The 26,877-nt window shown below is 71.5% G+C and carries 22 protein-coding genes; 5 read left to right on the forward strand and 17 right to left on the reverse strand.

Annotated elements, in window-relative coordinates; translation table 11 throughout:
- Positions 1 to 314: 314 nt before the first annotated feature.
- The 9 genes from ACZ7BZ_RS29595 to ACZ7BZ_RS29635 all read right to left on the reverse strand — a co-directional run bounded on the left by ACZ7BZ_RS29595 (position 315) and on the right by ACZ7BZ_RS29635 (position 10,883).
- Positions 315 to 1,838: a CoA-acylating methylmalonate-semialdehyde dehydrogenase gene (locus ACZ7BZ_RS29595; protein ID WP_470361015.1), complete on the reverse strand. Its 1,524-nt coding sequence runs from the start codon at positions 1,836 to 1,838 to the stop codon at positions 315 to 317.
- A gap of 224 nt (positions 1,839 to 2,062) precedes the next feature.
- The gene (locus tag ACZ7BZ_RS29600; protein ID WP_470361016.1) at positions 2,063 to 2,848 is read right to left on the reverse strand and encodes a nucleotidyl transferase AbiEii/AbiGii toxin family protein; all 786 of its coding nucleotides are present in this window, start codon (positions 2,846 to 2,848) and stop codon (positions 2,063 to 2,065) included.
- 143 nt (positions 2,849 to 2,991) lie between these two features.
- On the reverse strand, positions 2,992 to 3,540 hold the full coding sequence (locus ACZ7BZ_RS29605) for a hypothetical protein (RefSeq protein WP_470361017.1): 549 nt from the start codon (positions 3,538 to 3,540) through the stop codon (positions 2,992 to 2,994).
- 154 nt (positions 3,541 to 3,694) lie between these two features.
- Positions 3,695 to 5,089, reverse strand: coding sequence for an NAD(P)/FAD-dependent oxidoreductase (locus ACZ7BZ_RS29610; protein WP_470361018.1), 1,395 nt, complete (start codon positions 5,087 to 5,089; stop codon positions 3,695 to 3,697).
- Between the two features lie 61 nt (positions 5,090 to 5,150).
- Positions 5,151 to 5,954: an ABC transporter permease gene (locus tag ACZ7BZ_RS29615; RefSeq protein WP_470361019.1), complete on the reverse strand. Its 804-nt coding sequence runs from the start codon at positions 5,952 to 5,954 to the stop codon at positions 5,151 to 5,153.
- Positions 5,954 to 6,883, reverse strand: coding sequence for an ABC transporter permease (locus ACZ7BZ_RS29620; RefSeq protein ID WP_465749837.1), 930 nt, complete (start codon positions 6,881 to 6,883; stop codon positions 5,954 to 5,956). Before ACZ7BZ_RS29620 ends, ACZ7BZ_RS29615 begins: the two co-directional genes overlap by 1 nt.
- A complete protein-coding gene (locus tag ACZ7BZ_RS29625) occupies positions 6,880 to 8,019 on the reverse strand; it encodes an ABC transporter ATP-binding protein (RefSeq protein ID WP_470361020.1) in 1,140 nt (379 codons plus the stop codon). The genes ACZ7BZ_RS29620 and ACZ7BZ_RS29625 overlap by 4 nt, the downstream gene beginning before the upstream one ends.
- A gap of 37 nt (positions 8,020 to 8,056) precedes the next feature.
- Entirely contained in the window at positions 8,057 to 9,316 is a 1,260-nt protein-coding gene (locus ACZ7BZ_RS29630; RefSeq protein WP_470361021.1) for a polyamine ABC transporter substrate-binding protein, read from the reverse strand.
- 55 nt (positions 9,317 to 9,371) lie between these two features.
- Complete coding sequence (locus ACZ7BZ_RS29635) at positions 9,372 to 10,883, reverse strand: gamma-aminobutyraldehyde dehydrogenase (protein ID WP_470361022.1); 1,512 nt, start codon at positions 10,881 to 10,883, stop codon at positions 9,372 to 9,374.
- 251 nt (positions 10,884 to 11,134) lie between these two features.
- Between ACZ7BZ_RS29635 and ACZ7BZ_RS29640 the strand changes: the two genes are divergently transcribed.
- Positions 11,135 to 12,790 (forward strand): PucR family transcriptional regulator, encoded by a 1,656-nt coding sequence (locus ACZ7BZ_RS29640; RefSeq protein ID WP_470361023.1) that lies wholly within the window; start codon positions 11,135 to 11,137, stop codon positions 12,788 to 12,790.
- A 98-nt stretch (positions 12,791 to 12,888) separates the two neighbouring features.
- On the opposite strand, the gene ACZ7BZ_RS29645 is transcribed toward ACZ7BZ_RS29640, so the two are convergent.
- The 3 genes from ACZ7BZ_RS29645 to ACZ7BZ_RS29655 all read right to left on the reverse strand — a co-directional run bounded on the left by ACZ7BZ_RS29645 (position 12,889) and on the right by ACZ7BZ_RS29655 (position 17,198).
- The gene (locus tag ACZ7BZ_RS29645) at positions 12,889 to 14,091 is read right to left on the reverse strand and encodes a polyamine ABC transporter substrate-binding protein (protein WP_470361024.1); all 1,203 of its coding nucleotides are present in this window, start codon (positions 14,089 to 14,091) and stop codon (positions 12,889 to 12,891) included.
- Between the two features lie 70 nt (positions 14,092 to 14,161).
- A complete protein-coding gene (locus ACZ7BZ_RS29650; RefSeq protein WP_470361025.1) occupies positions 14,162 to 15,520 on the reverse strand; it encodes an aminotransferase class III-fold pyridoxal phosphate-dependent enzyme in 1,359 nt (452 codons plus the stop codon).
- Between the two features lie 202 nt (positions 15,521 to 15,722).
- A complete protein-coding gene (locus ACZ7BZ_RS29655; RefSeq protein WP_470361026.1) occupies positions 15,723 to 17,198 on the reverse strand; it encodes a gamma-aminobutyraldehyde dehydrogenase in 1,476 nt (491 codons plus the stop codon).
- Positions 17,199 to 17,467: 269 nt separating this feature from the next.
- On the opposite strand from ACZ7BZ_RS29655, the gene ACZ7BZ_RS29660 reads away from it, so the two are divergent.
- The 4 genes from ACZ7BZ_RS29660 (at position 17,468) to ACZ7BZ_RS29675 (ending at position 21,491) form a co-directional block, all read left to right on the forward strand.
- The gene (locus ACZ7BZ_RS29660) at positions 17,468 to 17,941 is read left to right on the forward strand and encodes an Lrp/AsnC family transcriptional regulator (protein WP_030306695.1); all 474 of its coding nucleotides are present in this window, start codon (positions 17,468 to 17,470) and stop codon (positions 17,939 to 17,941) included.
- Positions 17,938 to 19,332 carry an aspartate aminotransferase family protein gene (locus tag ACZ7BZ_RS29665; RefSeq protein WP_470361027.1) on the forward strand — a complete coding sequence of 465 codons (1,395 nt, stop codon included), beginning with the start codon at positions 17,938 to 17,940 and terminating at the stop codon, positions 19,330 to 19,332. The genes ACZ7BZ_RS29660 and ACZ7BZ_RS29665 overlap by 4 nt, the downstream gene beginning before the upstream one ends.
- A gap of 224 nt (positions 19,333 to 19,556) precedes the next feature.
- Positions 19,557 to 20,312: an ABC transporter ATP-binding protein gene (locus tag ACZ7BZ_RS29670; protein ID WP_470361028.1), complete on the forward strand. Its 756-nt coding sequence runs from the start codon at positions 19,557 to 19,559 to the stop codon at positions 20,310 to 20,312.
- 27 nt (positions 20,313 to 20,339) lie between these two features.
- A complete protein-coding gene (locus tag ACZ7BZ_RS29675; RefSeq protein ID WP_470361029.1) occupies positions 20,340 to 21,491 on the forward strand; it encodes a hypothetical protein in 1,152 nt (383 codons plus the stop codon).
- A 15-nt stretch (positions 21,492 to 21,506) separates the two neighbouring features.
- On the opposite strand, the gene rlmN is transcribed toward ACZ7BZ_RS29675, so the two are convergent.
- The 5 genes from rlmN to tsf all read right to left on the reverse strand — a co-directional run bounded on the left by rlmN (position 21,507) and on the right by tsf (position 26,787).
- Positions 21,507 to 22,607 carry a dual-specificity RNA methyltransferase RlmN gene (rlmN, locus tag ACZ7BZ_RS29680; protein ID WP_380453347.1) on the reverse strand — a complete coding sequence of 367 codons (1,101 nt, stop codon included), beginning with the start codon at positions 22,605 to 22,607 and terminating at the stop codon, positions 21,507 to 21,509.
- A gap of 73 nt (positions 22,608 to 22,680) precedes the next feature.
- Positions 22,681 to 23,982 carry a phosphatidate cytidylyltransferase gene (locus ACZ7BZ_RS29685; RefSeq protein WP_470361030.1) on the reverse strand — a complete coding sequence of 434 codons (1,302 nt, stop codon included), beginning with the start codon at positions 23,980 to 23,982 and terminating at the stop codon, positions 22,681 to 22,683.
- A 284-nt stretch (positions 23,983 to 24,266) separates the two neighbouring features.
- Positions 24,267 to 24,824 carry a ribosome recycling factor gene (gene frr, locus ACZ7BZ_RS29690; protein ID WP_380417258.1) on the reverse strand — a complete coding sequence of 186 codons (558 nt, stop codon included), beginning with the start codon at positions 24,822 to 24,824 and terminating at the stop codon, positions 24,267 to 24,269.
- A 96-nt stretch (positions 24,825 to 24,920) separates the two neighbouring features.
- Complete coding sequence (gene pyrH / locus ACZ7BZ_RS29695) at positions 24,921 to 25,685, reverse strand: UMP kinase (RefSeq protein ID WP_030056790.1); 765 nt, start codon at positions 25,683 to 25,685, stop codon at positions 24,921 to 24,923.
- Between the two features lie 262 nt (positions 25,686 to 25,947).
- Positions 25,948 to 26,787, reverse strand: coding sequence for a translation elongation factor Ts (gene tsf, locus ACZ7BZ_RS29700; protein ID WP_380453351.1), 840 nt, complete (start codon positions 26,785 to 26,787; stop codon positions 25,948 to 25,950).
- Between the last annotated feature and the right edge of the window lie 90 nt (positions 26,788 to 26,877).

Consider the following 26,877-nt stretch of genomic DNA (forward strand, 5'->3'; position numbering starts at 1 on the left):
CTTGACGCCCTGTCCGACGTTTCAAACTCTAGCCGATCCCCGCTCCGAAAAGCGAATCCAGCCGCAATCCGATAAAAAGCGCACGCCGAATAAGCCCCAGGCCGCAACGCGAAAAGCGAAACGACCGGCACGAACCAGGAGTGGTGTTTCAAGGGATTGGCTGCCCCGGGACCGTCCGCGCTCACGCGTGTCCGGTGCTCCCTGCCAGGCAGCTCGAAGGACTGTACGCGCATCTGCGTCCGGATGCAAACGACCTGCAAAAGGGGGCAGGCCGGGCCCCAGGGAGAGGGTCCGGCCTGCTGGATTCGGCTGGCTCAGCTGTTGGTGGGGAAGCCGAGGTTGATGCCGCCGTGGGACGGGTCCAGCCAGCGCTGGGTCACGGCCTTGCCGCGGGTGAAGAACTGCACGCCGTCCGGGCCGTACGCGTGGGCGTCACCGAACAGCGAGGCCTTCCAGCCGCCGAAGGAGTAGTAGGCGACCGGCACCGGGATCGGCACGTTGATGCCGACCATGCCGACCTCCACCTCGAACTGGAAGCGCCGGGCCGCGCCGCCGTCGTTGGTGAAGAGGGCGGTCCCGTTGCCGTACGGGTTGGCGTTGATGAGCGCCAGGCCCTCGTCGTAGGAGGCGACGCGCACGACGGAGAGGACCGGGCCGAAGATCTCGTCGTTGTAGACGGACATGCCGGGCTTCACGTGGTCGAACAGCGTCGGGCCGAGCCAGAAGCCGTCCGAGGTCGGGGCACCGTTCCTGTCCTCGGCGGTCACCGGGTGCTTGCGGCCGTCCACCGCGAGCTCGGCGCCGTCGGCGACGCCGGACTCGACGTAGGAGGTGACCTTGTCGCGGTGCTGGCCGGTGACCAGCGGGCCCATCTCGGAGTCGCCGTTGCAGCCGGGGCCGACCTTCAGGGTGGCGATCCGCTGCTTGATCTTGTCGACCAGCTCGTCACCGATCGGGTCGACGGCGACCAGGACGGAGACGGCCATGCAGCGCTCGCCGGCCGCGCCGAAGCCGGCGTTGACGGCCGCGTCGGCGGCGAGGTCGAGGTCGGCGTCGGGCAGCACCAGCATGTGGTTCTTGGCGCCGCCGAGGGCCTGCACGCGCTTGCCGTACCGGGTACCGCTCTCGTAGACGTAGCGGGCGATCGGGGTGGAGCCGACGAAGCTGACGGACTTGATGTCCGGGTGCTCCAGCAGACGGTCGACGGCCACCTTGTCGCCGTGCACGACGTTGAAGACGCCGTCCGGCAGCCCGGCCTCCTTCCACAGCCCGGCCAGGAAGTTGGCGGCGGACGGGTCCTTCTCCGAGGGCTTCAGCACGACGGTGTTGCCGGCCGCGATGGCGATCGGGAAGAACCACATCGGCACCATGGCCGGGAAGTTGAACGGCGAGATGACCGCGACCGGGCCGAGCGGCTGGCGGATCGAGTAGACGTCGATGCCGGTGGAGGCCTGCTCGGTGAAGCCGCCCTTGATCAGCTGCGGGATGCCGCAGGCGTACTCGACGACCTCCAGGCCGCGGGCGATCTCGCCGAGCGCGTCCGAGTGCACCTTGCCGTGCTCGGACACGATGATCGCGGCCAGCTCGTCGCGGCGGGCGTTCAGCAGCTCGCGGAAGGCGAAAAGCACCGTGCTCCGCTTGGCCACCGAAGCCGTGCGCCACTCGGCGAAGGCCGAGGCGGCCGCTGCCACGGCCTGGTCGACCTCGGCGATCCCGGCGAAGTCCACCTGGCCGGCGACCTGGCCGGTGGCCGGGTCGAAGATGTCGCCGCGGCGGGGCGCCGCACCGGCGGTGGCGACCGGCTGACCGCCGATCCAGTGAGTGATGTGCTTGCTCAAGTCCGTCTGCCTCCGAAGTCCCGGGCGGCGTCCTGCCACCGGTCCGGTCTGGCGCCGCCCGAGAGAGGGCCGGGCGACGGAAATCACGGGGCTACCGCGCTCGTCTCCCAGTCTGGTGGCCGCCGGAGCACGGCTCAACGAACAGGCTGACGGGTATCGCGGATTCAGCCTTACAGGTCGTCCGGTCGCTACGCCGAACGCGCGGAGGCGGGACGGCAGCCGGCTCAGGACTCCTCGTCCTCCAGGTACGGGTCGTGCAGCCCGTCCGGCGCCTCCTGGGTCTCCAGTAGGTCGAGCCGGAGGTCCTGCGCCCAGGCGAGCGCCCACCGCTTGAGCCCGTCCACCGCCGCCGCCTCGACCCCCCGGGCGCGGAACCGGCCGTCCGCCGCCTCGGCCAGCGTCTCCAGCCGGTCGGCGAGCGCGCCCGACTGGAAGTCCGGGTCCAACTCCGCTGCCATTGCGAGCAGTTCACCCTCACGGTAGTTGCGGGTGAGGGCGTGCACGTCGATCAGGTCGCGCGGCATGCCGCGATCGACCAGCAGCGCAGTGGTGAGCGCCGCCGCGTCCTCCAGGGCGACCACCGGCAGGACCACCGGCGGCTCGCCCGGCTCCGTCACCCCGCGGTCCGCCTCTGGAACGCCGAAGTCCAGCCGGACCGGCCGGTGGCCGAGCGGCTCCTTCCGCAGTTCCACCGAATGCGACCGCCCGCCCAGCGCCAGCCGTACGGTCAGCTGTTCCAGGCGCGGCGTTCCGGGCCGCTCGACGGCCACGCCGCCGGCCGCGCGGTACGCCTCGGCAAGCGCGGCGGCCACCTCCGGCAGGTCGGCCCCGCCGGTGGCCAGGGTGAGCCCGTCCTGCGGGCAGGCGGCGACGCCGTGGGCGCGCAGCGCGTGCCCGCCGGCCAGCGCCAAGCCGTACCGGATGCAGACGGGCCCGGCGAGGGCGGCCAGCCGCAGCTGGGCGGGGCCCGGTCGGAGGGAGGCGTCGACGGCGTGCGGGGCGGTGGTCACGCCTCCAGTCTGACCCGGCCACCCGCCCCGCGCGCTGCCGCCGAGAACCACACGCCGCCGTCGAGAACCGCAGAGCCGCCGTCGACGACCTCGCGCTGCCGCCGTGGTCCCGTCATGATCCCGTCGGCGCGGGCCGCCCCGCGCTACCAGCCCCCGAGCCCCGCCGCCGCCTCGTGCAGGGCCAGCTCCAACAGCACCGGGTCGTTGAGCCGCCCGGAGCCGTCGGGTGGCACCAGCCAGCGCACGCCCCGGCTGCTCCGCCCGGGGTGCGGGACGACGATCCAGGTGCCCTCCCCCGCGCAGCGCACGCCGGTGCCGACCCAACGGGCGGCGGTGCCGACCGGCATCAGGAAGCTGACGTGCTCATCGCCGAAGTCGGCGAGGACCGGACCGAGGCCCGAACCGAGGCTCGAACCGAGGCCCGTCCCGAGGCCCGAACCGAAGGCAGGAGCGGAGGCCGAACCGGTGGCCGAACCGGAGCCGGGACCGACGCCCGGCCCGCAGGAGCCCCCGTGCGGGCCGCCCAGCACGTCCAGGGCGGCCCGCCCGAGCGGCCCCGGGACGGCGAGGACGTCCCATCGGCGCCCGGCCGGTAGCAGCACCAGGCCCAGTCCGGTGCGTTCCCACTGCTCCCGGAAGTCCTCCGGGTCCGCTGCCACCTGCGCGAGCCAGTGCAGTCCGGTGCTCTCCATGTCGTGTCCCCGCTTCTCGCCGTTCGTGCTGGTCGGGCGCGGCGGGATCACGAGACCCGCCGTCACCAAGGAGAGGCGGACGGCGGGTCCCTCTTACACGGGTCGCGGGCACGTACCCGGCAGTACCCAGCGGTGGCCGGCGGCGGCCGACGGTTCAGCTGTCGAAGCCGAGCCCCAGCCGGTCGAGAGTGCGCAGCCAGAGGTTGCGGTGGCCGCCGTTGCGGTCGGCGCGCTCCAGCGAGCGGGTGGTGATCTCGATCCCGGCCCAGCGCACCGGTTCGGGCGGGAACGGCAGCGGCTTGGAGCGCACCATGTCCAGCTCGGTGCGTTCGGTGCGCTCGCCGGCGAGCAGGTCGAGCATCACCTCGGCGCCGAAGCGGGTGGCGCCGACGCCGAGCCCGGTGTAGCCGACGGCGTAGGCGACCCTGCCCCGGTAGGCGGTGTCGAAGAACGCCGAGAACCGGCTGCAGGTGTCGATGGCGCCGCCCCAGGCGTTGGTGAAGCGCAGCCCCTCCAGTTGCGGGAAGCACTGGAAGAAGTGGTCGGCCAGGGTGCGGAAGGTCTCCGGTCGCTGGTCGTACTCGTGCCGGACGTGGCCGCCGTAGTGGTACACGGCGTCGTAGCCGCCCCACAGGATCCGGTTGTCGGCGGAGAGCCGGAAGTAGTGGAACTTGTTGGCGCTGTCGCCGAGGCCCTGCCGGCCGCGCCAGCCGATCGCGGCGAGCTGCCGGTCGTTGAGCGGCTCGGTCATCAGCGCGTAGTCGTACACCGGCACGACGTACGGACGGACGCGCTTGAGCAGGGACGGGAACACGTTGGTGCCGAGCGCGACCTTGCGGGCGAAGACCCGGCCGTACGGGGTGCGGGCGGCCATGCCGCTGCCGTGCTCCCGCAGCTCGGTGGCCCGGGTGTGCTCGAAGATCCGGACGCCCTGGCCCAGGCAGGCGTCTTTGAGGCCCCAGGCGAGCTTGGCGGGGTGGACCATCGCCACGCCGTCCTTGTCCCAGAGGCCGCCGAGGAAGGTCGGCGAGTTCACCTCGGCGCGCAGCTGGTCGGCGTCCAGGACGGTGAGGTCGAAGCCGTAGCGGGCGACGGCCTCGGCGACCTCGTGGAGTTCCTCGACCTGGTGGGGCTGGGTGGCGACGTCGATCTCGCCGGTGCGCTCCCATTCGGCGTCGATGCCGTAGCGCTTGAGGGTGGCCTCGATGGCGTCCAGGTTGGCGGCGCCGAGGCGTTCCAGCCGACCGAGTTCGCCGGGCCAGCGCTCCAGGCCGTTGCCGAAGCCGTGGGTGAGGCTGGCGGCGCAGAATCCGCCGTTGCGCCCGGACGCGGCCCACCCGACCTCGTTGCCCTCGACCAGGACGACGTCCAGTGCGGGGTCGCGCTCCTTGGCGATGAGGGCGGTCCACAGGCCGGAGTAGCCGCCGCCGACGACCAGCAGGTCGCAGCTGGTGTCGCCGACCAGGGCGGGCAGCGGCTGCGGCCGGCCGGGATCCTCCAGCCAGAAGGGGGTGGGCCTGGCGTCACTGAGCGCGCGGGCGGAGTCCATGCATTATCAGCCACTTTCTACGGATAGATGACGGTTCGAGCCACCGCTGACCGACCGTAGGTCAGGCGGTGGCCTTCCGGCGGTTGCCGAGCCGCTGGCCGGCCACGGTCAGCGCGACCGCGGCGACGAACATCGCGGTGCCGATGACGTTCACCTGCACCGGGATGCCGCGCTGCGAGGCACCCCAGACGAACATCGGGAAGGTGACCGTGGTCGGGCCCGAGTTGAACTGGGTGATGATGAAGTCGTCGAAGGAGAGCGCGAAGCTGAGCAGCGCGCCGGCGGCGATGCCGGGGGCGGCCAGCGGGAGGGTGACCCTCAGGAAGGTCTGGACGGGGGTCGCGTAGAGGTCCTGGGCGGCCTGTTCGAGCCTCGGGTCCATGCTCATCACGCGCGCCTTGACGGCCGTCACCACGAAGCTGAGGCAGAACATGACGTGGGCGATGAGGATGGTGGTGAAGCCGAAGGGGATGCGCATGTTGAGGAAGAGCGTCCCCAGCGAGGCGGCCATGACCACCTCGGGCATGGCCATCGGCAGGAAGATCATCGCGGTGGTGGCCGAGCGACCGCGGAAGCGGTAGCGGGCCAGCGCGAAGGCGACCATGGTGCCGAGCACCGTGGCACCGATGGTGGCGAGCACCGCGATCTGCAGGCTGAGCGAGAGCGACTGGCACATGTCGGCCACGCCGCAGGGGTTGGTCCAGGCGTCGGTGGAGAACTCGTTCCACTCGTAGTTGAACTTGCCGACCGGCTTGTTGAACGAGAAGGCCAGCACGACCAGGTTGGGCAGCACCAGGTAGGCCAGGGCGAGCAGCCCGGCCAGCACCACCAGGTGGGCGCGGACCCACTTCAGGATGCGGGACATCAGACCAGTTCCTCCGTCCCGGCCTTGCGCATGTAGACCGTCACCATGCCCAGGATCAGGGCCATCAGGATGAAGCTCAGCGCGGCGGCCGTGGGGTAGTCGAGCACGTTCAGGAACTGCTTCTGGATGCCGTTGCCGACCATCTGCTCGCTGGGCGAGCCCAGCAGCTGGGCGTTGATGTAGTCGCCGGAGGCCGGGATGAAGGTGAGCAGGGTGCCCGCGACCACGCCCGGCAGCGAGATCGGGAAGGTGACCTTGCGGAAGGTGGTGAACGGCCGGGCGTAGAGGTCGCCGGCCGCCTCGTGCAGCCGGGGGTCGATCCGCTCCAGCGAGGTGTACAGCGGCAGGATCATGAACGGCAGGAAGTTGTACGTCAGGCCGCAGACCACGGCGAGCGGGGTGGCGAGCACCCGGTCCCCGGAGGTGAGCCCGACCGCGTTGGTCACGTCCAGGACGTGCAGGGTGTTGAGCGCGCCGACCACCGGCCCGCCGTCGGACAGGATGGTCTTCCAGGCCAGCGTGCGGATCAGGAAGCTGGTGAAGAACGGCGCGATGACCAGGATCAGGATGACGTTGCGCCAGCGCCGGTTCGCCTTGAAGGCGATGGTGTACGCCAGCGGGTAGCCGATGGCCAGGCAGAGCACGGTGGCGATGGCCGCGTAGGAGAACGAGCGGACGAAGTGCCACTTGTACTCGACCAGGGCGTCCCAGTAGGTCGAGAAGTGCCAGGTGACCTTGAAGCCCTCTTCGAGCGACCCGGTCTGCAGCGAGGTGGACCCCTGGTACAGCATCGGCACGGCGAAGAAGACGACCAGCCAGGCGATGCCGGGCAGCAGCAGCCAGTACGGGGTGAGTTTGCGCCGCGGCTTCCGCTCCGGTTCCGGGAGCGGTACGACCTGTGGCGGTGCCGCCGGGGTGGTGGTGGTCACGCGGCCTCCTCCCCGGTCCCCGCGTCGATCGCCTGCGAGGCGTCCAGGGCGAAGGAGTGCGCCGGGTTCCAGTGCAGCAGCACGGGGGCGCCGGGGACGATCCGGGCGTCGCGCTCCATGTTCTGCTCGAAGACGGTGACCTCCTGGCCGCCGTCGGTGCGCACCACGTACTGGGTGGAGACGCCGATGAAGCTGGAGTCGAGGACGGTGCCGGCGAGCTTGTTGCGGCCCTCGGCGACCTCCCCGGCGGCGTGGGTGATGGTGATCTTCTCCGGGCGCACTCCCAGGTGGACCTGCTTGGCCCCGGTGGCGCAGCGGGCCTTCGGCACCGCGAGCCGGGTGCCGGCCACGGTGAGCAGCAGGTCGTCGCCCGCGCCGCCGGTGACCTCGGCGGGCAGCAGGTTGGACTGGCCGAGGAAGTTGGCCACGAAGGTGGTGCCGGGGTTCTCGTACAGGTCCGCGGGCGCGCCCAGCTGCTCGACCCGGCCGCCGTTCATCACCGCGATGGTGTCGGCCATGGTCATGGCCTCCTCCTGGTCGTGGGTGACGTGCACGAAGGTGATGCCGACCTCGGTCTGGATCCGCTTGAGCTCCAGCTGCATCTGGCGGCGCAGCTTGAGGTCGAGGGCGCCGAGCGGCTCGTCCAGCAGCAGCACCTGGGGGTGGTTGATCAGCGCGCGGGCGACCGCGACGCGCTGCTGCTGGCCGCCGGAGAGCTGGTGCGGCTTGCGCCGGGCGTACTGGCCGAGTTCGACCAGCTCCAGCATGGACTCCACCTGCTTCCTGACGTCCTTCTTGCCGCGTCGGCGCAGGCCGAAGGCGACGTTCTCGAAGATGTCCAGGTGCGGGAAGAGCGCGTAGCTCTGGAAGACGGTGTTCACCGGCCGCTTGTACGGGGGCAGTGCGGTGACGTCCTGTCCGCCGATCAGGACGGTGCCGCTGGTGGGCTCCTCCAGGCCGGCGATCATGCGCAGGGTGGTGGTCTTGCCGCAGCCGGAGGCGCCGAGCAGGGCGAAGAAGGAGCCTTGGGGGACGGTCAGGTCCAGCGGGTGGACGGCGGTGAACGAGCCGTAGGTCTTGCCGATGCCGGTGAGGCGGACGTCGCCGCCGGCCGTGTCGCGCAGCTGGTCTGTCATGGGGTGTCTTCCTGGGTCTGTCGGCCGGGGGTGGGGGTCAGGCGCCGATGAGCTTGGAGAACTTCTGCTCGAAGTCGCTCTCCTCGGCCTCGGTGAGGGTGCGGAACACGTGCGCCTTGGCCGCCATCTCGGGGGTGGGTACGACCAGCGGGTTGGCCGCGCTGTCCGGGGCGAGGGTGGCGAGCTCCTCCTTCATCCCGGTGACGGCGGAGACGTAGCCGATGCCCGCGACCAGCTGCGCCGCGATCTTCGGCTGATAGTAGAAGTCGATCAGTTTCTCCGCGTTCGTCTTGTGCCGGGCCTTGGCCGGGACCAGCAGGTTGTCCGTCGAGAAGATGAAGCCCTTCTCCGGGACGACGAACTCGATGTCCGGGTTGTCGGCGCGCAGTTGGATCAGGTCGCCGCCCCAGGCAACGCAGGCGGCGATGTCGCCGGAGGACAGCTCCTGGCCGTAGTCGTTGCCCGTGAAGCGGCGGATCTGCTTGTTGTCCACGGCCTGCTGCACCCGGGCGATCGCACCGGCGTAGTCGTCGGCGGTGAACTTCGCCGGGTCCTTGCCCATGTCCAGCAGGACCATCCCGATGCTGTCGCGCATCTCGGAGAGGAAGGTGACCCGGCCCTTGAGCTCGGGGTCGTCCAGCAGCTGGGAGACGCTGGTGACCTCCTTGCCCTTGGTCGCCTTCTTGTTGTAGGCGACCACGACCTGGATGCCCGCCCACGGGTAGGAGTAGAGCCGGCCCGGGTCCCAGTCGGGGGCGCGGAAACGGGAGTCGACGTTGGTGATCGCGGTGGTGACGTTCGCCGGGTTCAGCTTCTGCGCCCAGCCGAGCCGGATCAGCCGGGCGGCCATCCAGTCGGTGAGCACCACCAGGTCACGGCCGGTGTCCTGGCCGGCCGCCAGCTGCGGTTTGACCTTGCCGAAGAACTCGACGTTGTCGTTGACGTCCTCGTTGTACTTGACCGCGATGCCGGTGGCCGCGGTGAAGGCGTCCAGGGTGCCGTGCTTCTGCTTGTCCTTCTCGTCGGTGTCGACGTACAGCGGCCAGTTGGAGAAGTCGACCTCCTTCTCGCTCTCCGAGAGGTCCTTGGCGGCGTTGGCGGTCGAGTCGCCGGTCGCCCGGGGGGCCGCCGGGATCCCGCAGGCGGCCAGGGTTCCCGCACCGGCGGTCAGGGCGGCGGCGCGCAGCAGGCTGCGGCGGCCGACCGCGGCCCGGCCGCCGGTCAGACTGCGTTCCCAGGCCTTGCGGACCGGTTCGGGCAGACCGCCGGTGAGTTCGTCGAACGCCTTGAACGCCATGGAACGGGCCTCCTGGGGAAGAGGGGTGCGTGGGGGGGCACCCCGGTCTGAGGGGTTATCTGTCTCCGAAGACGGTGCGGTGCCAGTCCTTGCGGGCCACCGCGGTGGTGTCGAACATGACGTGCTTGACCTGGGTGTACTCGTCCAGCGAGTACTGCGACATGTCCTTGCCGTAGCCGGACGCCTTGTAGCCGCCGTGCGGCATCTCGCTGATGATCGGGATGTGGTCGTTGACCCAGACGCACCCGGCGGCGATCTCCCGGGTGGCGCGCAGCGAGCGGTGCACGTTGCTCGTCCAGGCTGAGGCGGCCAGGCCGTACGGGGTGTCGTTGGCCAGCCGCAAGCCCTCGTCGTCGTCGTCGAAGGGCAGTACGACCAGCACCGGTCCGAACACCTCGCCCTGGACGATCTCGCTGTCCTGGGCGGCGCCGGTGATCAGGGTCGGCGCGTGGTAGGCGCCGCGGGTGAGGTCGAAGCCGTCGTGGCCCTCGGCCGGCGCCGGTCCGCCGGTGACGACGGTGGCGTAGGAGCGGGCGCGCTCCACGAAGCCGGCCACCCGGTCCCGGTGGGCGTGGGAGACCAGCGGGCCCAGGTCGGTGCGCGGGTCCTGCGGGTCGCCGATCCGGATCGCCGCGTACAGCTCGGCGACGCCGGCCACGAAGGCGTCGTAGAGCGGGCGTTGGACGTAGGCGCGGGTGGCGGCGGTGCAGTCCTGGCCGCCGTTGATCAGCGAGGCGGCGACGGCGCCGTGCACCGCGGCGTCCAGGTCGGCGTCGTCGAAGACCACGAAGGGGGCCTTGCCGCCGAGTTCCAAGTGGGTGCGCTTGACGCTCGCGGTGGCCAGTTCGGCGACCCGTCGGCCGACGGCGGTGGAGCCGGTGAAGGAGACCATCGCGACGCCGGGGTGGGAGACCAGGTGCTCGCCCGCCGTGCGCCCGGCGCCGGTGACCACGTTGACCACGCCGTCCGGGATGCCGGCCTCGGTGCAGGCCCGGGCGAACATCAGCGAGGTCAGCGGGGTCAGTTCGGCCGGCTTGAGGACGATGGTGTTGCCCGCCGCGATCGCCGGGAGGATCTTCCAGGCGGCCATCTGCAGCGGGTAGTTCCACGGCGAGATCGAGCCGACCACGCCGATCGCCTCGCGCCGTACGTAGGAGGTGTGGTCGCCGGAGTACTCCCCGGCCGCCTTGCCCTCCAGGTTGCGGGCGGCGCCGGCGAAGAACGCGGCGTTGTCGACGGTGCCGGGGACGTCGAACTCGGTGGCCAGCTTGACCGGCTTTCCGGTCTGCGCGGTCTCCACCCGGGCGAGGTCGTCGGCGGCGGCGTCCAGGACGGCGGCCAGCCGGGTGAGCGCCTCGGACCGGGCGCCGGGGGTGGCGGAGGACCAGCCGGGCAGGGCGGCCCGGGCGGCGGCGACGGCGGCGTCCACGTCCCCGGCGGTGGCCAGGGCGACCTGCTCGACCACGCTGCCGTCGGCCGGGTTGACGACCTGGAAGGGCTCGCCGCTCCCCCGGGCCTGACGGCCCGCGATGTACTGCGCGCCCGCGCCGAAGTCGGTCAGGTCCATCTGGATTCCTCCAAGTGCTCGCGGTTCGACCGCGCTGCGGCGAAACGCTTCCGCGGTGGGGTCTGCGGTCCCGCTGACCTTGCCAACTGCGGGGTTGACGTGACAAGGGTCACTTCGACAGTCTCGACACGAAGGGCCTTACAGAGTGCAAGGCTCTTCGCAGGGCAACAGGTCGTTCGGACGATGGATGATTCTCCTGACACTCTGTCCCCTCCCCTACCGCCCCTCCCCCGGCCCCCAGGAGGCCCGCGATGCTCCCCACCGTCGCCCGAGTCCTCGACCTGGAGGTGATGCGGCGCGGCCTGCCCCAGGTCGTGGCCGGCGCCGACCGCCTGGAGCGTCCGGTCCGCTGGGTCCACGTCAGCGAACTGCCGGACGTCGCCGGGATGCTGCAGGGCGGCGAGCTGGTGCTGACCACCGGCATCGCCCTGCCCGAGGACCGCGAGGGCCTGGCCCGCTACGTCCGCGACCTCGACGAGGTCGGCGTGGCCGGCCTGGTGGTCGAGTTCGGCCGCCGCTACTTCGACTCGCTCCCGCGCGCCCTGGTGCACGCCGCCGAGCAGCGCGGACTTCCGCTGATCACGCTCCGCCGCGAAGTGCGCTTCGTCGCCGTCACCGAGGCCGTGCACGCCCTGGTGGTGAACTCCCAGCTGGAACAGCTGCGGATCTCCGAGTCGGTCCACCAGGTCTTCAACGAGCTGGTGGTGGAGGGCGCCGAGCCGCCCGAGGTGATCCGCCAGGTGGCCCGGATGGCGGGCGCGCCGGTGGTCCTGGAGAACCTGGCCCACCAGGTGCTCGCCCACGACACCGCCGGACGCCCGGAGACCGAGCTCCTGGAGGACTGGGAGCGCCGCTCCCGCGGAGTCCGCCCGCCCGGCCGTACCGGCCACGACCCGCGCAGCGGCTGGCTGGTGACCACCGTCGGCGCCCGCGGCCAGGACTGGGGCCGGCTGGTCCTCGCCCTGGAGCCGGGCCCGCTGCCGGAGGGCGAGGCGCACCCGCACGCCATGCTGCTGGAGCGCGGCGCCTCCGCCCTGGCGCTCAACCGGCTGGTGGTGCGCGACCGGGAGAGCCTGGAGCGGCAGACCCACCGCACCCTGCTCTCCGGCATCCTCACCCACTCGCTGACCGTCTCCGAGGTGGCCCTGCGGGCCCAGGCGCTCGGCGTCCCGCTGGACGGCCGCCGACTGGTCGGCGTGGTGCTGCGCCAGCGCCGCGGGCCGATCCCGGCCGCGCTGGAGGCGCAGGCCCGGCTGCGCGACTTCACCGAGCTGGCCGCCGGCGCGGTCCGGGCCTGCCGGCTCTCCGCCCTGGTCGGCGCGCTGGACGACGGGGGCGTGGGCCTGCTGATCGCGCTCGGCACCCAGCAGGACGAGCACGCCGCCCTGGACTCCTTCTCCGCCACCCTGCGCCGGATGTCCGCCGAGGCCGGCCGGGAGGGCGCCGACGCCCCGGGCCCGGTGGTCGCGGTCGGCTCCTCGGTCGGCTCGGTCCGCGACGCCCGGCGCACCCTGCTGGAGGCCGCCCAGGTCGCCGACGCGGCCCTGCACGACGCGCCCGGCGGGGGCCGGACCGCCTCCTACTACCGGCTGCCGGACGTCCGGCTGCGCGGCCTGCTCCACCTGCTGCGCGACGACGCCCGGCTGCAGACGTACGTGGAGCGGGAGTTGGGCCCGCTGTTGGCCCACGACGCCGAGCACAACGGACAGTTGGTGCAGATGCTGAGGATCTACCTGGAGCAGGGCCGGAACAAGTCGGCGGCGGCCGACGCCGCCCACCTGTCCCGGCCGTCCTTCTACGACCGGCTGCACAAGGTCGAGCGGATCCTCGGCGTCGACCTCGACCAGGTGGAGTCCTGTCTGTCCCTGCACGTGGCGCTGCTCGCCCTGGACGCCGTCCGCCGCTGAGCGCCCGTCCCCCGGCGTCCCCCCGCACTGTTCAGACCCCGCTGTTCAGACCCGGTTCCGACGCCGGTGTTCCGACGCCGGTGTTCAGACGCCGGTGTTCAGACGCCGGTGATGCGCCCCCACACCTTGTGCAGCTCCGGCCGCTCGGCCGAGGTGACGTCGCGCATGCCGTGCAGCCTGGCCCGCATCTCCTCGGTCGGGAACACCAGCGGGTTCTCGGCGAGTGCGGCCTTGTCCTTGTCCCCGCTGTCCGCCAGCACCTCGCGGGCGGCCGGCACCGGGCAGATGTACTGGACGGCGGCGGCGAGTTCGGCGGCCACCTCGGGCTGGTAGTAGTAGTCGACCAGGGCCTCGGCATTGCGCTTGTGCACGGCCCGGTTGGGGATCATCAGGCTCTCCGCCCACAGCTCGCCGCCCTCCTCCGGCACCAGGAAGGCGATGTCCGGGTTCTCGGCGGTGAGTTGGACGGCGTCACCGGAGTAGGCCTGGCAGGCGAGCGCGGCACCGGAGGCGAGGTCACTGGTGTAGTCGTTGCCGGTGAAACGGCGCACGTGGCCGGTGTCGACCATCTTCTGCACCAGGTCCATCGCCCGGTGGGCGTCGTCGTCGGTGAACCGCGCGATGTCCGCGCCCTGGGAGAGCATCAGCAGCCCGAGCGCCTCGTCCAGCCCGGCGAACAGTGTGATCCGGCCCTTGAGGTCGGGCGCCCACAGGTCGGCGGTGGACTTCAGCTCCCGGCCGAGCGCCCTGCGGTTGTACGCGATGCCGGTGATCCCGGACTGCCAGGGCACGCTGCGCCGGCGCCCCGGGTCGAAGACCGGGTGCGCCAGCTGGGGGTCCAGGTTGGCGGTGACGTTGGGCAGGTTGTCCCGGTCCATCGCCTGCACCCAGCCGAGCGAGACGTACCGCCCGGCCATCCAGTCGCTGATCACCATCAGGTCCCGGCCCGGGTCCGCGCCCTGGGTGAGCACCGGGCTGATCTTGCCGAAGAACTCGTCGTTGTCGTTGATGTCCTCGGTGTAGGTGACCGCGATCCCGGTCCGCTCGCTGAAGGCGTCCAGGGTGGGCCGCCGGCCCTGGTCGTCGGTGTCGATGTACTGCGTCCAGTTGGAGAAGTTCAGCCGCTTGTCGCGCTCCGAGCGGTCCGGCGCCGAGCGGCGGTCCTCGGCGACGTACGCGGACGGGATGCCGCAGCCGGAGAGCGTGCCGGCACCGAGCAGCGCGGCCCCGCCGAGGACGGAACGCCGGCGCAGCACGGACGGGTGGGAGGGTCGGCGGGTCGGGGTGGAGCTGCGGGACATGTGGGGGCCTTCCGGAGCGTGGGACGGCCCCGGGCGCGCGGGTGCGCCCGGGGCCGTCCTGGTAGGTACGTCAGACGGTGTGCGCGTCGGTCAGCGACAGCACCTCGTCCAGCACCGCGAGGCCGGACTTGGCCTCCTCCTCGGTGACGGTGCACGGCGGGACGACGTGGAAGCGGTTCATGTTGACGAACGGCCAGAGCCCGCGCCGCTTGCAGGCGGCGGCCAGCTCGGCCATCGGCGCGTTGTCGGCACCCGCGGCGTTGTACGGGACGAGCGGCTCGCGGGTCTCCCGGTCCTTCACCAGGTCCAGCGCCCAGAACACGCCCAGGCCGCGCACCTCGCCGATCGACGGGTGCCGCTCGGCCAGCTCGCGCAGGCCGGGGCCGAGCACCGTCTCGCCGATCTGCCGGGCGTTCTCGACGATGCCCTCCTCCGCCATGGCGTTGATGGTGGCCACCGCCGAGGCGCAGGCCAGCGGGTGGCCGGAGTAGGTGAGCCCGCCGGGGAACGGCCGCTCGGCGAAGGTCGCGGCGATCTCGTTGCTGATCGCCACGCCGCCCAGCGGGACGTAGCCCGAGTTGACGCCCTTGGCGAAGGTCATGAGGTCCGGCACGACGCCCCAGTGGTCGGCGGCGAACCACTCGCCGGTACGGCCGAAGCCGGCCATCACCTCGTCCAGGATGAACACGATCCCGTACCGGTCGCAGATCTCCCGCACCCCGGCCAGGTACCCCGGCGGCGGGACCAGGATGCCGGCGGTGCCGACCACCGTCTCCAGGATGACCGCCGCGACCGTGCCCGGACCCTCGAACGCGATCACCTGCTCCAGGTGCTCCAGCGCGCGCTCGCACTCCTGCGCCTCGTTCTCGGCGTGGAAGTTGGAGCGGTAGGCGTACGGGCCCCAGAAGTGCACCACGCCGGAGACGCCGGTCTCGCTGGCCCAGCGCCGCGGGTCGCCGGTCAGCGCGATCGCGTTGGCGGTGGCGCCGTGGTACGAGCGGTAGGTGGACAGCACCTTCTGCCGGCCGGTGTGCAGCCGGGCCAGCCGGACGGCGTTCTCGACCGCCTCGGCCCCGCCGTTGGTGAAGAAGATCTTGTCGAGGTCGCCGGGGGTGCGCTCGGCGACCAGCCGGGCCGCCTCGCTGCGCGACTCGACCGCGAAGCCGGGGGCGATGGTGCAGAGCTTGGCAGCCTGCTCCTGGATCGCGGCGACCACCTTCGGGTGCTGGTGGCCGATGTTGGTGTTGACCAGCTGCGAGGAGAAGTCCAGGTAGCGGTTGCCGTCGTAGTCCCAGAAGTACGAGCCCTCGGCGCCGGCCACCGCGAGGGGGTCGATCAGCGCCTGGGCGGACCACGAGTGGAAGACGTGTGCGCGGTCGGCCGCCTTGACGGCCTGGCCGGCGGCTGAGTCAGCGGTGGGGATGCTCATGCCGGTAAGGCTAGGGCCGGCCGCCCCCGAAGTGCAGTTTCATCCTGTCAGCCGGACACCCGACCCGCCGACAGGGTGCAAAGCGACAGGGCCCGGGTCGAAAAGACCCGGGCCCCTTGTCAGTTCAGACGACCTTCAGCACTGATCAGATCGATCAGCTTGATCGGATCGCGGCCGTACAGCGCCCGACAGTCACGACCCGCTAGATCGCGGTCATGACGTGCTTCACGCGGGTGTAGTCCTCGAAGCCGTAGGAGGACAGGTCCTTGCCGTAGCCGGACTTCTTGAAGCCCCCGTGCGGCATCTCGGCGACCAGCGGGATGTGGGTGTTGATCCAGACGCAGCCGAAGTCCAGGCGGCGGGACATCCGCATGGCGCGGGCGTGGTCCTTGGTCCACACCGAGGAGGCCAGCGCGAACTCGACGCCGTTGGCGTACTCGACGGCCTGGTCCTCGTCGGTGAACTTCTGCACGGTGATGACCGGGCCGAAGACCTCGTTCTGGATGATCTCGTCGTCCTGGAGCAGGCCGGAGACGACGGTCGGGGCGTAGAAGTAGCCCTTGTCGCCGACCCGGTGGCCACCGGCCTCGACCTTGGCGTGGGCGGGCAGCCGCTCGATGAAGCCGGAGACCTGCTTCAGCTGGTTGGCGTTGTTCAGCGGGCCGTACAGCACGTCCTCGTCGTCCACGCCGCCGGTCTTGGTCTCGGCCGCGGCCTTGGCCAGCGCCTCGACGAAGGCGTCGTGGATCGACTCGTGCACCAGCACGCGGGTGGCGGCGGTGCAGTCCTGGCCGGCGTTGAAGTAGCCCGCCACCGAGATGCCCTCGACGGCCTCGGCGATGTCGGCGTCCTCGAAGACCACGACCGGGGCCTTGCCGCCCAGCTCCAGGTGGACGCGCTTGACGTCCTTGGAGGCCGACTCGGCGACCTGGATGCCGGCCCGGACCGAACCGGTGATGGAGGCCATCGCCGGGGTCCGGTGCTCGACCATCAGCTTGCCGGTCTCGCGGTCACCGCAGATGACGTTGAAGACGCCGGCCGGCAGGTCCAGCTCCTTGAGCACGCCGCCGATGATCTCGGCCAGCAGCACGGTGGAGGCCGGGGTGGTGTCCGAGGGCTTCAGCACGACGGCGTTGCCGGCGGCGATCGCCGGGGCGAACTTCCAGACCGCCATCATCATCGGGTAGTTCCACGGCGCGACCTGGGCACAGACGCCGACCGGCTCGCGGCGGATGATCGAGGTCATCCCGTCCATGTACTCCCCGGCGGCCTTGCCCTCCAGCAGGCGGGCGGCACCGGCGAAGAAGCGGATCTGGTCCACCATCGGGCCGATCTCCTCGGAGAGGGTCAGCGCGCGGGGCTTGCCGGTGTTGCGCACCTCCGCGTCGACGATCTCGTCGGCCCGGGCCTCGACCGCGTCGGCGATCTTGAGCAGCAGCTTCTGCCGGGTGCTCGGGGTGGCGTCGCGCCAGATCGGGAACGCGGCGGCGGCCGAGGCCATGGCGGCGTCCACGTCCGCGGCACCGGACAGCGGCGACGTCGCGTATACCTCGCCGGTGGTCGGGTCGACGATGTCGAGCGTGCGGCCGTCGGCCGCGTCCACGAACTCACCGTTGATGTAGTTGCGCAGCGTGCGAAGGTCGCTCACGGGTCTCTCCTCGGTCTGGGCCTGCGGCATTGCAGATTCCGGCGCCATGGTACGTCGGCGGATCCGGCCTACGAAGGGTGCCGAGTGGCCGGGCCCGGGGGTGGCGCCATCCACTGGTGGCGGAACGCGCGCCGCCCTGCCGGGGCGCGCGCGTACCGTGCCAGGGTAGCCGCAGCACTGCCGGGATCGACAGATGGATCCCGCGCACACGATGAAATCCGCATGCGTTTTCCCGAAGCGCGACGAAATCAGCAGCTCCCACGCTTGCGAACAGGGGAACGATCAGGCACAGTGGCCGCGTGGCCAACCGCGACCGAAACGCGAGCGTTCCCCTCGACGCCGCCTCCAAGGCGATCATCGAGCAGCTCCAGGAGGACGGGCGCCGCCCGTACGCCGCCATCGGCAAGGCCGTCGGCCTGTCCGAGGCAGCCGTACGGCAGCGCGTGCAGAAGCTGCTCGACCAGGGCGTGATGCAGATCGTCGCCGTCACGGACCCGCTCACCGTCGGCTTCACCCGCCAGGCGATGGTCGGCATCCGGGTCGAGGGCGACATCGAGCCCGTCGCCGACGCGCTGGCCGCCCTCGACGAGGTCGACTACGTCGTCTGCACCGCAGGCTCGTTCGACCTCCTGGCCGAACTGGTCTGCGAGGACGACGAGCACCTGCTCGAAATGATCAACAAGCGCATCCGCGCGCTTCCCGGCGTGCGGAGCACCGAGAGCTTCGTTTACCTGAAGCTCCGGAAACAGACCTACACCTGGGGCACCCGATGACAGCCGACCCGGCGCAGAAGGACCTTTCCAAGACCGCCTACGACCACCTGTGGATGCACTTCACCCGCATGTCGTCGTACGAGAACTCCCCCGTGCCCACCATCGTCAAGGGCGAGGGCACGTACATCTGGGACGACAAGGGCCGGAAGTACATCGACGGCCTGGCCGGCCTGTTCGTCGTGCAGGCCGGTCACGGCCGCACCGAGCTCGCCGAGGTCGCCGCCAAGCAGGCCAAGGAACTCGCGTTCTTCCCGATCTGGAGCTACGCGCACCCCAAGGCCGTCGAGCTGGCCGAGCGCCTGGCCAACTACGCCCCGGGCGACCTCAACAAGGTCTTCTTCTCCACCGGTGGCGGCGAGGCCGTCGAGACCGCCTGGAAGCTGGCCAAGCAGTACTTCAAGCTGATCGGCAAGCCGACCAAGTACAAGGTCATCTCGCGCGCCGTCGCCTACCACGGCACCCCCCAGGGCGCCCTGTCGATCACCGGCCTGCCGGGCCTGAAGGCCCCGTTCGAGCCGCTGGTGCCGGGCACCCACAAGGCCCCGAACACCAACATCTACCGCGCCCCGGCCTTCCTGGAGGGCCCCGACGGCACGGTCGACCCCGAGGCCTACGGCCGCTGGTGCGCCGACGAGATCGAGGTGGCGATCCTCAACGAGGGCGCCGAGACCGTCGCCGCCGTCTTCGTCGAGCCGGTGCAGAACGCCGGTGGCTGCTTCCCGCCGCCGCCCGGGTACTTCCAGCGCCTGCGCGAGATCTGTGACCGCCACGACGTGCTGCTGGTCTCGGACGAGGTCATCTGCGCCTTCGGCCGCCTCGGCACCATGTTCGGCGCCGACAAGTTCGGCTACGTGCCGGACATGATCACCTGCGCCAAGGGCATGACCTCGGGCTACTCCCCGATCGGCGCCACGATCATCTCCGACCGCATCGCCGAGCCGTTCTACAAGGGTGACAACACCTTCCTGCACGGCTACACCTTCGCCGGCCACCCGGTCTCCTCGGCCGTGGCGCTCGCCAACCTCGACATCTTCGAGCGCGAGGGCCTGAACCAGAAGGTGCTGGACAACGAGGCGAACTTCCTCGGCACCCTGAACAAGCTGCGCGACCTGCCGATCGTCGGCGACGTCCGTGGCAACGGCTACTTCTACGGCATCGAGCTCGTCAAGGACAAGGTCACCAAGGAGACCTTCAACGACGACGAGGTCGAGCGCGTGCTCTACGGCTTCCTGTCGAAGGCGCTCTTCGACAACGGCCTGTACTGCCGCGCCGACGACCGTGGCGACCCGGTCATCCAGCTGGCCCCGCCGCTGATCTCCGACCAGTCGACCTTCGACGAGATCGAGCAGATCCTGCGGGTCAGCCTCACCGACGCGTGGGCCAAACTCTGATCCCCTGAGCCCTCCTCCCACCCTCCGCCGAAGGGCGGTCCCGCTCCCGCGGGGCCGCCCTTCGGCGTTCACACCCCCGGCACGGAACATCACAGTCGTACGACCAAACATGCCTGAATGCGGGTGATTTGCCCGTGATGGCCCAGAGCGCCGCAACCGCGACCGGCCCCGGTCGTTCTAATCTGACGACTGTCATATCCCTGCGGCCCCCAGGATGGAACCTCATGTCAGCGGCACCGCCTGACAACGACGTGCTGTGGGCCCGAGGGATCGTCAAGTCCCACTACGGCACCCCCGCCCTGCGCGGCATCTCCATCGGCGTCCGCGACGGCGAGGTGCTCGCCGTCACCGGTCCGCGCGGCTCCGGCAAGAGCACCCTGCTCGGCTGCCTCTCCGCCCAGCTCCCGGTCGACGAGGGCGAGGTCTGGTTCAACAGCGCCCCCGTCCACACCCTCGGCCGGGCCGGACGCGAACGCCTCCGCCGCGACCGCTTCGGCTTCGTCGGCTCCGAGCCGCACCTGGTGCCCGAACTCACCGCCCGCGAGAACGTCGCCCTGCCGCTGCTGCTCGCCGGCGCCGGAAACAAGGCCGCCTACACCGCCGCCGACGAATGGCTGGAACGCCTCGACGTCGGCGAGATCGCCCGGCAGCGCCCCGACCGGCTGGTCCAGAGCCAGCGCCAGCGGATCGCCGTCGCCCGCGCCCTCGCCCCGCTGCCGCCCGTCGTCTTCGCCGACGACCCCACCGCCCCGCTGCACCGCGAGGCCGCCGACCAGGTCCTGCGGATACTGACCAGCGCGGCCCGCTCGCACCAGCTCACCCTCGTCCTGGCCACCCACGACCCCGAGCTCGTCCGCTTCGCGGACCGCGCCGTCGCCCTCGTCGACGGACGGCTCACCGCACCCGCCGCCCCCGTCCCGCGCGGCACCGCCGCCCCCGGCACGGCCGGTGCCTCCGCCGTCACGGCCACCCGCCGCTGACGAGGCCCAGCCGCTGAAAGAGTCGACGTGTTCTACCTCCGTCTGGCCCGGGGCTACCGGGTGCCCGACCTCGGCCGCTGGCTGCTCACCGCACTGGCGGCCGCCGTCGTCGCCGCCTTCCTGCTGCGCTCCCTCGGCCGGGCGCTGAGCGACCCGCTCGGCGGCGCCGACGCCCTGGTACGACTGCTCTGGTGCCTGCCCCCGCTGGCCGCCGTCGCCTGGTTCGCCGCCGTCGCCGCCCGCTCGGTGCCCGCCCGGCGGCCCGAGCGGATCGCCGGCCTCACCGCCGCCGGGGCCGGCTCCCGCCGGATCCGCGCCATGATCGCCGGCGAGGTCGCCCTCGCCTGCGCCCTCGGCAGCGTGCTCACCCTGCTGCTCTTCCTGGTGCTGCGCAACGACATCGCCGGGCCCTCGCTCGCCCCCGACCTCGGCATGGGCGTGCCGCTGCCGGCCGCCGCTCCGGTCACCCTGCTCGCACTGGTCCCGCTCACCGCCGGCCTCGCCGCCGGCTGCGCGGTGCCCGTCGCCGAGACCCTGCCGGGCGGCCGCCCCCACGGCCGGACCGGCTTCGGCCCGCTGCGGATCGCCGTACCGGTCGGACTGGTCGTCATCGGCGCCGCGCTCGAACTCATCGCCCTGCGCCCCGGCGCCCCCGCCGACGGCCGTCCGATCCACCTGCCCGCCGGACTCGGCAGCACCAGCACCGCCGCCCTCGGCGGCTGGGCCGCCAGCGCACTCGGCCTCGCCCTGCTCACCGGCCCGCTGCTCGCCTGGACCGGACGGCTGCTCGCCCTCGGCCGGCCCACCCCGCTGCGGCTGCTGGCCGGACGCGGCCTCACCGCCCAGGCCCGCCGGCTCGGCCCGCCGCTGGCCGTCCTCACGCTGGTCGTCGCCCTGGTGCTGACCACCGTCCGTTACTGGATCGGCACCCCCGACAGCGCCGACGCGCTGCCCGCCGTCGAGGCCTGCCTGGTCCTCGGCTGCGCGGCCGCCGCGGTGATCGCCCGGCTCGCCGAGGTGCGTACCGACCGGCGGGAGGTCACCGACGCGCTGCTGCGCCTCGGTGCCGCCCCCCGGCTGCTGTTCGGCGCCGTCGCGCTGCGCACCCTCGCGGTGGGCACCACACTGCTGCTGACCGGCGGGGCGACCGCCGCACTGGCGGCCGCCGGGCTGCGCTAGGGCCGCCCGGATTCCTCAGCCGGCTGCCGCGAGCTGGCCGCAGGCGCCGTCGATCTCCTGACCGCGGGTGTCCCGGACGGTTGTCGGCACGCCGTGCGACTGCAGCCGGCGGACGAACTCGCGCTCGTCCTCGGGCCGGGAGGCCGTCCACTTGGAACCCGGGGTCGGGTTCAGCGGGATCAGGTTGACGTGCACCCGGTGGTTCTTGATCAGCCGGCCGAGCAGGTCGGCGCGCCACGCCTGGTCGTTGATGTCCTTGATCAGCGCGTACTCGATGGAGATCCGGCGACCGGACTTCTCCGCGTAGTTCCAGGCCGCGTCCAGCACCTCGGCGACCTTCCACCGGGTGTTCACCGGGACCAGCTCGTCGCGCAGCTCGTCGTCCGGGGCGTGCAGCGACAGCGCCAGCCGGCAACTGAGACCCTCGTCCGCCAGCCGGTTCATCGCCGGGACGAGGCCGACCGTGGAGACGGTGATGCCGCGCTGGGACAGGCCGAAGCCGTCCGGCGCCGGGTCGGTCAGCCGGCGGATCGCGGCCAGCACCCGGTTGTAGTTGGCCAGCGGCTCGCCCATGCCCATGAACACCACGTTGGACAGCCGCGCCTCGCCGCCCGGGATCTCACCGGCCTTCAGCGCGCGCATCCCGGCGGCGATCTGCTCGACGATCTCGCCGGTGGACAGGTTGCGGGTCAGCCCCGCCTGGCCGGTGGCACAGAACGGGCAGTTCATGCCGCAGCCGGCCTGCGAACTGATGCACATGGTGACCCGGTCCGGGTAGCGCATCAGCACCGACTCGACGAGCGTGCCGTCGAACAGCTTCCACAGCGTCTTGCGGGTGGTGTCGTCGTCACAGGAGACGTGCCGCACCACCGACATCAGCTCGGGCAGCAGGCTCTCGGTGAGCTTCTCCCGGCTGGCGGCGGGGATGTCCGTCCAGCTCGCCGGGTCGGCGGACATCCGGCCGAAGTAGTGGTTGGAGAGCTGCTTGGCGCGGAACGGCTGCTCGCCCAGCTCGGCGACGGCCTCCTTGCGCTCGGCGGGGCTCAGGTCGGCGAGGTGTCGCGGGGGCTTGGCGCCGCGCGGCGCGACAAAGGTGAGTTCTCCGGGCTTAGGCATGGTTGTTCCAGTGTCGCAGACGCGCGAGGGCCCCGGACGCCTGGTGTCCGGGGCCCGTACTCGGATCCGCGGGTCAGCTCCCGACGAAGGCCGCCAGCAGCAGCCAGACCACCGGGGCGGTCGGCAGCAGCGAGTCCAGCCGGTCCATGATGCCGCCGTGGCCGGGCAGCAGGGTGCCCATGTCCTTGATCCCGAGGTCGCGCTTGATCATCGACTCGCCCAGGTCGCCCAGGGTCGCGGTGACCGCGGCGCAGCCGCCCAGGATCAGGCCCTGCCACCAGCTGCCGCCGTCGATGATCAGCTGCATCAGCAGGGCGCCCGCCAGCATCGACAGGCCGATGCCGCCGGCCAGGCCCTCGCGGGTCTTGCCGGGGCTGATCGTCGGGGCCAGCTTCGTCCGGCCGAACTTGTAGCCCACCGCGTAGGCACCGGTGTCGCTGCAGATCGTGACGATCAGGAAGAGCACGATCCGCTGGGGGCCGTCGTCGGCCGCCAGCATCATCGCCACGAAGGTCGCCAGGAACGGCACGTAGAAGGCGGTGAACACGCCTGCCGTTATGTCGCGCAGGTAGTTCTCCGGCGGCTCGGCCATCCGCCAGACCATCACCGCCAACCCGGTCAACGCGAGCGAGGCCGCGGCCCACTCGACGCCGGCCCAGTAGCCGGTGGCGACCATCGCGACACCGCCCACCACCAGCGGGATCAGCGGCACCTTGATCTGTTTGCGCTCGGCGAGCCGGGTGGTCAACTCCCAGCTGCCGACCGCCACCGCGGCCATCACGACGAACAGGAACAGCGCCTTGACCACGAACAGCGTGGCGATGATCACCACGCCGAGGCCCACTCCCACGCCTATGGCGGCCTGGAGGTTACGGCCGCCGCGCTGCTTGCGCGGCTCCGGCTGCGGGGCGGGCTGGGCGGCCACGGGTGTCTCCTGCCCTGGATGGGACGACGGCACGAAGGGGGGCTGCCCCGCCGCCCAGTGGCTCTGCGGCGGCGCGGGGTGCACCGGTGCCCCCGGGTACGGCGGGGCGCCGTACCCGGGGGCGGGGGTGACGTCGTCGGTTATCGCGCGCAGCACGACCGTCTCCGTCACTCCGGGCGGCGCCGTCCCGGGCTGCTCGTCCCGGAACAGCGGGCCGCTCATCCGGCCGGGCTCCCTGGCCTGCTCCGGACCGGGGTCGGCGGGCGCGGCTGCGTCGGCGGGCGCGGTCGGCCGACCGTGCGCCGCGCGCCGGCCGGGGGTCGGATGCTGACCCGGGCCCGGGTGCCGGCCGGGTGCCGGGTACCCGCCGGGCACTGCCGACGGGGCCTGGGCCTGACCGTGGTCGGGCGCGCCGGGGTGCGGGCCGGGATCGGCCGGTACGGGAGGCATGACCTGAGTCTCCTCCGCGTCGCCGCCCCAGTACACCGGAGGCTGCTGGGAGTGATCCGAACGGAGGCCCTGGTCCCCGGGGACGGCACCCGGCACGGCCTGGTCGCCGGACTGGCCGTGCCGGCCGGGGAAGGGCTGCGCCCGGTCCGGCGCCGGGTGCTCGCCGGACCCCGGCGCCGGACCCGCCGGCGGCCGGGGTGCCTGCGGCTGCGGCGCCGGGCGGTAAGGCTGGAACTGCTGGTCGGACGGGCCCCAGTAGCCAGGGGCGTCAGGGGCGTCGTTCATCAGACCTCGAGCAGCTCGGCTTCCTTGTGCTTCAGCAGCTCGTCGACCTGGGCCACGTACTTGGCCGTGGTGTCGTCGAGCTCCTTCTCGGCGCGGCGGCCGTCGTCCTCGCCGACCTCGCCGTCCTTGACCAGCTTGTCGATGGCGTCCTTGGCCTTGCGGCGCACCGAACGGATCGAGACCTTGGCGTCCTCGCCCTTGGTGCGGGCGATCTTGATGAACTCGCGGCGGCGCTCCTCGGTCAGCTCCGGCAGCACCACCCGGATGATGGAGCCGTCGTTCGACGGGTTGACGCCCAGGTCGGAGTCGCGGATCGCCTGCTCGATGGCCTTCAGAGCGGTCTTGTCGAACGGCGAGACGACCGCCATCCGGGGCTCCGGCACCGAGAACGAGGCCAGCTGGTTGATCGGCGTCACGGCACCGTAGTACTCGGCGACGATCTTGGCGAACATCGCCGGGTGCGCCCGGCCGGTGCGGATGGCCGCGAGGTCGTCCTTGGCGACGACGACGGCCTTCTCCATCTTCTCCTCGGCCTCGAGGAGGGTCTCTTCGATCACTGTGATCTCCCTGTCCGGTTCATCTGCTGTTGTCCCGACCGGCGTCGGCATCGGGGCCGGTCGCGGCGGACGCCGCCCCGTACGGCTGGTTGCTGCTCAGGCCCGGACAGAATCCTGGCTGATGAGTGTGCCGATCTTCTCACTCTTCACCGCACGCGCGATATTGCCCTCCGCCAGCAGTTCGAAGACCAGCATCGGGAGGTTGTTGTCCTTGCACAGGGTGATCGCGGTGAGGTCGGCGACCTTGAGGTCGCGCGCGATGACCTCGGAGTACTCCAGCGCGTCGAACTTCACCGCGTCCGGGTTGGTCCGGGGGTCGGAGTCGTAGACGCCGTCCACGCCGTTCTTGCCCATCAGCAGGACGTCGGCGTGGATCTCCAGGGCGCGCTGGACGGCCGTGGTGTCGGTGGAGAAGTACGGCATGCCCATACCGGCACCGAAGATCACCACGCGGCCCTTCTCCAGGTGCCGGACGGCCCGCAGCGGCAGGTACGGCTCGGCGACCTGGCCCATGGTGATGGCGGTCTGGACCCGGGTCTCGATGCCTTCCTTGACCAGGAAGTCCTGCAGTGCCAGGCAGTTCATGACGGTACCGAGCATGCCCATGTAGTCGGACCGGGCCCGGTCCATGCCGCGGACCTGCAGCTCGGCGCCCCGGAAGAAGTTGCCGCCGCCGATGACCACCGCGACCTCGGTACCGGCGCGGACGACCGTGGCGATCTCGCGGGCGATCGCGTGCACGACGTCCGGGTCGACGCCGAGCCCGCCGCCACCGGCGAAGGCTTCACCGGACAGCTTGAGCAGCACCCGGCGGCGCGAGCCGGCCTTGGGGTCCTGCGCGGTCTCCTGCGTCTCCTGCATGGACTTCTCCTTTATTGCACCTGCTGGCTCACAGGCCTGGGCGTGCGGATGCCCGGCCTGCGCGTACACGAGAGGAGGCCACTGCCGCGGGAACCGGTTCGGTGTCCTGCACGGCAATGGCCTCCTCGTCGTTCATGGTGCCGACACGGCCCGCCCATGGACGGTTGGCGCTGGGTGAGCCCGTTCGGCGTTCCGCCCGCCCCGGTCAGCGGGCGGGGGCGGTTCCCAGCCTAGAGGGGCCGGGGACCAGGTGGAACGTGGCTCAGGCGCCGACGCGGAAGCGGGCGAAGCGCTTGAGGGAGACGCCGGCCTCCTCGAGGACCTTGGCGACGGTCTTCTTGTTGTCCTTGGCGAAGGCCTGCTCCAGGACGGAGTTCTCCTTCACGAAGCCGGTGACGCGACCCTCGACGATCTTCGGCAGGGCGGCCTCCGGCTTGCCCTCCTCGCGGGCGGTGGCCTCGGCGACGCGGCGCTCGTTCTCGAGGGCCTCGGCCGGGATCTCCTCACGGGACAGGTACTTCGGCGCGAAGGCGGCGATGTGCTGCGCGACGTCCTTGGCGACCTCGGCGTTCTCCTTGTCCAGCTCGACCAGGACACCGACAGTCGGCGGCAGGTCGGGGCTGGTCTTGTGCAGGTAGACCGCGACGAAGCCGTCACCGTTGAACTGGGCGAAGCGACGGAAGACGATCTTCTCGCCCAGGGTCGCGTTGGCCTCGTCCACGAACTGCTGGACGGTCTTGCCGGCCTCGATCTCGGAAGCCAGGGCGGCGTCCAGGTCGGCCGGGGCGCTCTTGGCGACGTGGGCGGCGATCGCGTCGGCGACCTGGACGAAGTTGTCACCCTTGGCGACGAAGTCGGTCTCGCAGTTCAGCTCGACCAGAACGCCGGACTTCTTGTCCTCGGCGATCAGCGCGGCGACGGCGCCGTTGGAGGCGTCACGGCCCTCGCGCTTGGCAACACCCTTCTGGCCCTTGATGCGCAGGAGCTCGACGGCCTTCTCGACGTTGCCCTCGGCCTCGTCCAGGGCCTTCTTGCAGTCCATCATGCCGGCGCCGGTGAGCTCACGGAGCTTCTTGACGTCCGCGGCGGTGAAGTTCGCCATGGTGTGAATCTCTTCTCGCGTCTCGCGTGTCTGCGTGGGGATGCGCCGGGACCGATGGTTCGGTCCCGGCGCGGGAGAGAGGGGCACCTG

This window comes from Kitasatospora sp. NPDC036934 (assembly GCF_055608425.1).